Below are 8077 nucleotides of genomic sequence, written 5' to 3'. Positions count from 1 at the left end.
AATCCTCGCGTCGCGGCGCCTGGCATACCCCTAGAAACGAACAGGGGCGCCCCTACAAGAGAGGCGCCCCAACAGAAAAACCGATCACCAGACGACCGGGAGCTCCCGCAGCGAGTAGACGATCGCGCCGTCGCGGAAGCGGAGCTCGTCGGCCGGTTTCGCCAACGCCAGAGTCGGAATCCGGGTGATCAACGTCAGCAGAGCTACCTGAAGCTCCACACGGGACAGGAACTTCGCGATGCACGAATGGATTCCGTGTCCGAACGCCAGAGGAGTCGAGTCCTTGCGCGTGATGTCCAGTGAGTCGGCATCCGAATACACCGACTCGTCGCGGTCGGCCGACGACAGCAGGGCGATGATGCCCTCCCCCGCCTTGATCTGCTGGCCCGCGATCTCGACGTCGACGCGAGCCACCCGGCCGACACCGCACTGCATCACGTTCTGGTGCCGCAACAGTTCTTCGACGGCACCGACGATGAGGTCCGGGTTCTCGCGCAGCTTGGTCAGCTGCTCGGGGTGTTCGAGCAACGTCAGGATGCTCAGGGCGATCGACGACGCTGTGGTGTCGTAGCCGGCCGAAAGCAGCATCATGCCGATGACGACGGCTTCCTCGCGTTTCAGCTCGCCTGCAGCCATCTGAACAGACACGAGACGGCCGAGCACGTCGTCGGTGGGCTCTTTTTCCTTCTGAGCCACCAGCTTAGTCAGATAACCAAAAAGCGCACCAGCAGCGGCGTTGCGGTGAGCCTGCGACGACGTGGTCTCGACCAGGGTGTTGATCCAACGTCCGAACGCGAGACGGTCCTTGTAGGGGACGCCGAGGAGCTCGCACACCACGGTCAACGGGATCGGACGCGCGAAGTGCGTGACCAGGTCGACCGGCTGCGGCAGCTTCAGGATCGCGTCGATCCGCTCGTCCACCAGCTTCTGGGCCGACGGACGGACCTCCTCGGCCTTCTTCTTGGTGAACATCGACATGATCATGCGTCGGTAGCGGGTGTGGTCCGGCGGGTCGACCGTCACGAACGCGCCCGGCTGCGGGTCGACCGGGAACAGGTAGCGCGGGTAGCCGGGGTTCATCACCTCGGCCGAGAAGCGTTCTGTGTCAGCCAGAAGCGCCCGCACGTCGTGGTAGCGGGCGACCAGCCACGCCGTGTCGCCGGCCGGGGTGACGACCTTCTGCACCGGGCGGTCGGCGCGCAGCCTGCCGTACTCCGGTGGCAGGTCCAGCGGGCGGTGCGGGTCGCGGGCGAACGGGAACGGGCACGCCGAGGCAGGCGCGATTACTTCTTCCGTCATCGCGGGAAACCTTCGCTCAGGAGGTGCGGAATCGGTTGATCGCGGCGAGATTTCTGTCGCGCAGCTCGTGGTCCAGCACGCCGAGACCTTCCGACGGCGCCAGGCACAGCACGCCGACCTTGCCCTGGTGGGCGTTGCGGTGGACGTCGAAAGCGGCCTGGCCGGTGGCGTCGAGCGAGTAGACGCGAGACAGCGTCGGATGAATCTTTCCCTTGGCCACCAGGCGGTTCGCCTCCCACGCCTCGCGGTAGTTCGCGAAGTGCGAGGACACGATCGACTTCAGGTTCATCCACAGGTACCGGTTGTCGTACTGGTGCAGATAACCGGAAGTGGAAGCACAGGTGACGATCTTGCCGCCCTTGCGCGCGACGAACACCGAAGCACCGAACGTCTCACGGCCGGGGTGCTCGAAAACGATGTCCGGGTCCTCGCCGCCGGTCAGCTCACGGATGCGCGCACCGAACCGCTTCCACTCAGAAGGATCCTGCGTGTGCTCGTCCTTCCAGAACCGGTAGTCCTCGGCAGATCGGTCGATGATCAGCGAGGCACCCATCGCACGGCACAGCGCGGCCTTCTCCGGCGACGACACGACGCAGACAGGAGTCGCGCCGCCGTTCAGCGCGAACTGCGTGGCGTAGGAACCGAGTCCGCCGGAAGCACCCCAGATCAGGACCGTGTCGCCCTGCTTCATGTTGCCGCCGTTGACCGACACGAGCTGCCGGTAGGCGGTGGAGTTGACCAGACCGGGAGAAGCGGCTTCTTCCCACGTCAGGTGCTCGGGCTTCGGCATCAGCTGGTTCGCCTTCACCAGCGCCAGATCGGCCAGACCGCCGAAGTTCGTCTCGAAGCCCCAGATCCGCTGCGCGGGGTCCAGCATCGTGTCGTTGTGGCCGTCCGGGTGCTCCAGCGGCACGTCCAGGCAGTGCGCGACCACGCGATCGCCCGGCTGCCACGCGGAAACACCAGGCCCGACGCGCAGCACGACACCGGCGAGATCGGAGCCCACCACGTGGTACGGCAGGTCGTGACGCCCGCCCAACCGGCGCAGGAACCCGAACGTCGACACCGGCTCGAAGATCGACGTCCACACGGTGTTGTAGTTGATCGCGGAGGCCATCACGGCGATCAACGCCTCACCGGGCGCGAGCTCCGGGGTGGCCACCTCGCGCACCTTCAGCGACCGCCGCGGATCCTTGTCGCGCGAGGCCAGGCCCGCGAACATGTCCGCGTCGCCCTCCTCGACCACGACCGCGCGGTAGCTGTCCGGCACCGGTAGCGCCTCGAAGTCCCGCGCCACCGCGTCGTCCGATTCGATCGCGCTGAGGATCTCGCTCATGCACTAGACGGTAGGAGAGCGAACGCTAGGGAATCTCGTTGAGAAACTGCGGTCTGCTGGTCCGTGTGCTCGTCAGATTCCTGAACCACCACCTCCGGCCGTACCGGGGAACACTCGTGCTCCTGGTGGTGCTGCAGCTGGTCCAGACCGCCGCTACCCTGCTGCTGCCCACGCTCAACGCGCAGATCATCGACAACGGGGTGCTCCTCGGCGACGCCGGCTACATCTGGAGCACCGGGCTCACCATGCTCGGCGTCGCGGCGGTGCAGATCCTCACCGCGAGCGGCGCCATGTTCCTCAGCTCCCGCATGTCGTCCGGTCTCGGCCGGGACCTGCGGCAGAAGGTGTTCCGCAAGGTCATGAACCTCAGTGCGCGCGAGGTCGACCAGATCGGCGCGCCCTCGCTGATCACCAGGACCGTCAACGACGTCGGGCAGGTCCAGAGCATCGTCCTGACCACGGCGGACGTGGCGGTGTCGGCGATCATCATGTGCGTCGGCGGTGTCGCGCTGGCGCTGGTGCAGGACGTGCCGGTGTCCACGATCCTGATCGGGCTGGTCGTGATCGTGATCATCGGCCTGGTTCTGATGCTGAGCAGGCTCTCGCCGTTCTACGAGGCCATGCAGCGCTTCCTCGACCGCATCAACCACCTGCTGCGCGAGCAGATCACCGGTGTGCGGGTGATCAGGGCGTTCGTCCGCGACCCGCACGAACGCGGCCGCTTCGACGCCACGAACCGCGACCTCTACGGCACCTCGCGCAGGGTCGGCCGGATCATGGCGGCGATGCCGGTGATGGTCATGACCGTCATGAACGTGCTGACCGTCGCGATCATCTGGTTCTCCGGCCACCGCATCAACGACGGCAGCATGCAGCTCGGCGCACTCCTCGCCCTGCTGTCGTACATCACGCTGATCATCGTCGCGATCATCATGGCGATGCTGGTCTTCACCGAAGCTCCGCGTGCCGGGGTGTCGGCCGGGCGGGTGAACGAGGTGCTGCAAGCGGAGTCCAGCATCAAGCAGCCGGCGAAACCCGTCCGCGAGATGAAGACGCGCGGGCACCTGGAGCTGCGCGCGGCCACGTTCGGCTATCCCGGCGCCGAGAAACCGGTGCTGCGGGACGTCGACCTCGTGGCCAGGCCAGGAGAAACCGTCGCGATCCTCGGCAGCACGGGCAGCGGCAAGTCGACGCTGCTCTCGTTGGCGTTGAGGCTCTACGACGTCACGGGCGGCCAGGTGCTGATCAACGGCGTGGACATCCGCGACCTCGATCCGTTGGCACTGCACAAGGTCATCGGGTACGTGCCGCAGAAGGCACACCTGTTCAGCGGCACGATCGCGTCGAACCTCCGCTACGGCAAGGAAGACGCGACCGACGACGAGCTGTGGCACGCGCTGGAGATCGCGCAGGCCGCCGAGTTCGTCCGGCCGCTCGGTCTCGACGCGCCGATCACCCAGGGCGGCTCGAACGTCTCGGGTGGACAGAGGCAACGGCTCGCGATCGCGCGAACCCTGGTGCGCAGGCCAGAGATCTACCTGCTCGACGACTGCTTCTCCGCACTCGACCTCGGCACCGAAGCCCGTCTGCGCAGGGCCCTCGCACAAGAGCTCGGCCACGCCACGATCCTCCTGGTCACCCAGCGGATCAGCACGGTTGAGCAGGCGTCGAGGGTCGTCGTGCTGGAGGACGGCCAGGTCGTCGGCTCCGGCACGCACGCCGAGCTGATCGCGACCAACCAGACCTACCGGGAGATCGCCGGCTCCCAGCCGGTTGGAGGGGCCGTCCGATGACACTGCTCGCCGATCCCGAACTCGCCACCGAAGTCGAAGAACCGCGCAAACCCAGCACCACCAAACGACTCTTCGGGTTGCTGCTGCCGTACAAGGGCAAGATCGTCGTGATCGGCTCGCTCGCGGTCGTGACGATCGGGCTCAACCTGCTCGGCCCGATCCTGCTCGGCCGCGCCACCGACCTCATCTTCACCGGCCTCGTCAGCCGCGGCCTGACCGCCGGTGCCACGCAGGAAGAAGTCCTGGCCCAGCTGCGGGAACAGGGCAAGGACACCCTCGCCAACGTCATCAGCACCGTGCACATCGTCCCCGGCCAGGGCGTGGACTTCCCGCTGCTCGGCCAGCTGCTGCTGATCATCCTCGGCATGTACGTGATCGGGTCGCTGTCGATGCTGGTGCAGGGCTGGGTCGTCAACGACATCGTCCAGCACGCCGTCTACAGGCTGCGCGAGGAGATCGACGCGAAGCTCACCCGGCTTCCGTTGGCCTACTTCGACCGCAACCCGCGCGGCGAGGTGCTCTCCCGCGTCTCCAACGACGTCGACAACCTGCAGCGCACCGTCCAGCTGTCGATCGGACAGATGCTGACGAGTGTCGTGAGCGTGGTCGGCGTGCTGGCGATCATGCTGGTGATCTCCGTCGAACTGGCCGTGCTGGTGCTGATCTGCGTGCCCATCGCACTCGTGCTGGCCGCGTGGATCTCCAGGCGCGCCATGCCGAAGTTCGCCCAGCAGTGGCAGTCGACGGGCGCGCTGAACGCGCACGTCGAGGAGATGTACAGCGGGCACGCGCTGATCACCGCGTTCGGACGGCAGGAACAAGCCGCCAAGGAATTCGCCGAGCGCAACGAGACCATGTACAAGTCGAGTTTCAGCGCTCAGGCCATCTCCGGCCTGATCGGGCCCGCGACGCGGTTCATCACGGACCTCAACTACGTGCTCGTCGCGGTGGTCGGTGCGCTGAGAGTGGCCAGTGGCAGCGTGTCGATCGGTGACGTGCAGGCGTTCATCCAGTACTCCGGCATGTTCTCCCGGCCGATCATCGACGTCGCGAACTTCTCCGGCCAGCTGCAGTCCGGCCTCGCGTCCGCCCAGCGAGTGTTCGAGCTGCTCGACGAACCGGAGCAGTCGCCAGCGCCGGCGACACCCGCGACCGTCTCCCCCGTCCGCGGCCACGTCGAGTTCTCGCGCGTCTCCTTCCGGTATGCGCCGGAAAAGCCGCTGATCGACGACCTCTCGCTGACGGCGAAACCCGGCCAGCTCGTCGCGATCGTCGGACCGACCGGTGCGGGCAAGACGACGCTGGGCAACCTGCTGCTGCGGTTCTACGACCTCGACGGCGGCCGGATCCTGTTGGACGGCACGGACATCACGTCGATGACCCGCGAGGACCTCCGCTCCGCCATCGGACTCGTCTCGCAGGACACGTGGCTGTTCGAGGGCACGATCGCCGAGAACATCGCCTACGGACGGCCGGGAGCGACCCGCGACGAGGTGATCGAGGCCGCGAAAGCCATGTGCGTCGACCGGTTCGTGCGGTCACTGCCCGACGGCTACGACACCGTGCTCGACGAGGAGCACGGCGGGCTGTCCGCAGGCGAACGGCAGCTGATCACGCTCGCCCGGGCGTTCCTCGCCCAGCCCGCGATCCTGCTGCTGGACGAGGCCACGTCGTCGATCGACACGCGCACGGAAGTGCTGATCCAGCAGGCGATGACGTCACTGCGGGCAGGCAGGACGAGCTTCGTGATCGCGCACCGGCTCTCCACGATCCGCAACGCCGACCTGATCGTCGTGATGGATCAGGGAGCGGTGGTGGAGCGCGGCACGCACGAGGAGCTGATGACGGCCAACGGCTTCTACGCCCGGCTGTACTCAGCCTAGAACGAACGGGATCGCCAGATCTCCCAGCTCGGCGCGCTCCGCTTCGGTCGGGGCGCGCCGTCCCGTTCCCACCAGCAGCACGTCGGTGTCAGTCCACGTCGCGGGGAACGCCCCGGCGATCTGCTCCAGCATCTCCCGGCACCGAGCCAATGACGACGCAGGCGGGCCGGCCACGTCGACATGCATCACCAGGTCGAGGTGGTGCAGCGTCCACTCCCAGACGTACGCGCCCAGGTAGCCGGACGTGCACAGCACCATGTCCTGGGTGCTGACCTTCAACGTCGGATCGGCCAGCTGCGCAGCACGCAGAGCCGCCTGGCCGACGTCGTCGACGTGGTGCTTCAGCATCCAAGGCTCGCCGTAAGCCGCCGCGAGCCGCACGGTCAGAGCGGCCAGCGGATCGTCAGCAACCGAGGACGACACCTTCCAGTAGGAAACGGAATCGTGCGTGACGGGGTCCGCGGTCGGTGTCACCAGCGTGATCAGCACGTCCTGCGCGTCGATCACGAAGTGGCACACCAGATCGCGCACCAGCCAGCCCTCGCACCCGGACGGCTTCGCGAAATCGTCGTCGGACAGCTCGGAGACCGCTCGCAGCAGCGCCCCCAGCGCATGCGAAAAAAGATCCACAGCCGCCAAGCTACAGCGGCTGTGGATCCGGGGCAGAACAGTTACCAGCTGGCGGCGGCCAGCAGGTCGCCGTACTCGTGCTCGGTGGCGACGTGCTTCAGGTCGGCCTCCACCATCATCTTCATCAGCGACGAGAAGTCGACCTCGGGCTTCCAGCCGAGCTCGCCGCGCACACGGGTGGTGTCGGCGCACAGGATCTCGACCTCGGCCGGGCGGACCAGCACCGGGTCGATGTAGACGTAGTCCTCCCAGTTGAGGCCGACGTGCTCGAACGCCAGGCGCACGGCGTCGCGCACCGAGTGCATCTCGCCGGTGCCGACGACGTAGTCCTCCGGCTCGTCCTGCTGCAGCATCAGGTGCATCGCGCGCACGTAGTCGCCGGCGAAACCCCAGTCGCGCAACGCGTCCAGGTTGCCCAATGCCAGCTTGTCCTGCAGGCCCTGGGCGATCTTCGCGACGCCGAGCGAGATCTTGCGGGTCACGAACTCCGAGCCGCGGCGCGGCGACTCGTGGTTGAACAGGATGCCGCCGACCGCGTACATGCCGAACGACTCGCGGTAGTTGCGGGTGATGAAGTGCCCGTACGCCTTCGCCACGCCGTAGGGGCTGCGGGGGTGGAAGATCGTGGTCTCGCGCTGCGGCGTCTCGGCGGCCTTGCCGTACATCTCCGACGACGACGCCTGGTAGAAGCGGATGTCGCGGCCGGCCTTGCCGTTGTTGCGGCTGCTGGACAGACCGGAGACGATGCGGATCGCCTCCAGCACGCGCAGCACGCCCATGGCGTTGACCTCGGTGACGAGCTCGGCCTGCTGCCAGGACATCGGCACGAACGAGATGGCGCCGAGGTTGTAGACCTCGTCGGGCTGCACCAGGTCCACAGCGGACACCAGCGACGCCTGGTCCATCAGGTCACCGTCCACGAAGGACAGTTCGGACATCAGCCTGGACACCCGCATCTTGCGCGGGTTCGCCTGGCCCCTCATCAATCCCCAGACCTGGTAGCCCTGTTTGAGCAGATGCTCGGCGAGGTACGACCCGTCCTGACCGGTGATCCCGGTGATCAGTGCCCGCTTGGTCATCCCGTTTCCTCTCATCACCTTCTACCAAGGTCCGACACGGGACGGACCTGAATCCCT

The 8077-nt window shown here is 66.7% G+C and carries 6 protein-coding genes; 2 read left to right on the top strand and 4 right to left on the bottom strand.

Translation table 11 applies throughout. From position 1 onward, the window contains the following. Positions 1-84 precede the first annotated feature (84 nt). Together AB0M24_RS10125 and ccrA are read right to left on the bottom strand one after the other, a co-directional pair. Positions 85-1299: a cytochrome P450 gene (locus AB0M24_RS10125; RefSeq protein ID WP_363763698.1), complete on the bottom strand. Its 1215-nt coding sequence runs from the start codon at positions 1297-1299 to the stop codon at positions 85-87. 16 nt (positions 1300-1315) lie between these two features. Next, positions 1316-2635 carry a crotonyl-CoA carboxylase/reductase gene (gene ccrA, locus AB0M24_RS10120; protein WP_363763695.1) on the bottom strand — a complete coding sequence of 440 codons (1320 nt, stop codon included), beginning with the start codon at positions 2633-2635 and terminating at the stop codon, positions 1316-1318. A 65-nt stretch (positions 2636-2700) separates the two neighbouring features. Between ccrA and AB0M24_RS10115 the strand changes: the two genes are divergently transcribed. Then, positions 2701-4428, top strand: coding sequence for an ABC transporter ATP-binding protein (locus tag AB0M24_RS10115; RefSeq protein ID WP_363763692.1), 1728 nt, complete (start codon positions 2701-2703; stop codon positions 4426-4428). Further along, complete coding sequence (locus AB0M24_RS10110; protein ID WP_363763689.1) at positions 4425-6311, top strand: ABC transporter ATP-binding protein; 1887 nt, start codon at positions 4425-4427, stop codon at positions 6309-6311. Before AB0M24_RS10115 ends, AB0M24_RS10110 begins: the two co-directional genes overlap by 4 nt. On the opposite strand, the gene AB0M24_RS10105 is transcribed toward AB0M24_RS10110, so the two are convergent. Then, a complete protein-coding gene (locus AB0M24_RS10105; RefSeq protein ID WP_363763686.1) occupies positions 6303-6941 on the bottom strand; it encodes a maleylpyruvate isomerase N-terminal domain-containing protein in 639 nt (212 codons plus the stop codon). The genes AB0M24_RS10110 and AB0M24_RS10105 overlap by 9 nt on opposite strands. 41 nt (positions 6942-6982) lie before the next feature. After that, a complete protein-coding gene (locus AB0M24_RS10100) occupies positions 6983-8020 on the bottom strand; it encodes a GDP-mannose 4,6-dehydratase (RefSeq protein WP_363763683.1) in 1038 nt (345 codons plus the stop codon). Between the last annotated feature and the right edge of the window lie 57 nt (positions 8021-8077).

Origin of the sequence: Lentzea sp. NPDC051838 (genome assembly GCF_040681245.1) — a bacterium.
GTDB lineage: Bacteria > Actinomycetota > Actinomycetes > Mycobacteriales > Pseudonocardiaceae > Lentzea.
This window is presented reverse-complemented; position numbering and strand designations above follow the sequence as displayed.

What these genes read in the sequence shown, in the direction of transcription:
- AB0M24_RS10125 (WP_363763698.1), bottom strand. Translation starts at nt 1,299, where the DNA reads ATGACGGAAGAAGTAATCGCGCCTGCCTCGGCGTGCCCGTTCCCGTTC.
- ccrA (WP_363763695.1), bottom strand. Translation starts at nt 2,635, where the DNA reads ATGAGCGAGATCCTCAGCGCGATCGAATCGGACGACGCGGTGGCGCGG.
- AB0M24_RS10110 (WP_363763689.1), top strand. Translation starts at nt 4,425, where the DNA reads ATGACACTGCTCGCCGATCCCGAACTCGCCACCGAAGTCGAAGAACCG.
- AB0M24_RS10100 (WP_363763683.1), bottom strand. Translation starts at nt 8,020, where the DNA reads ATGACCAAGCGGGCACTGATCACCGGGATCACCGGTCAGGACGGGTCG.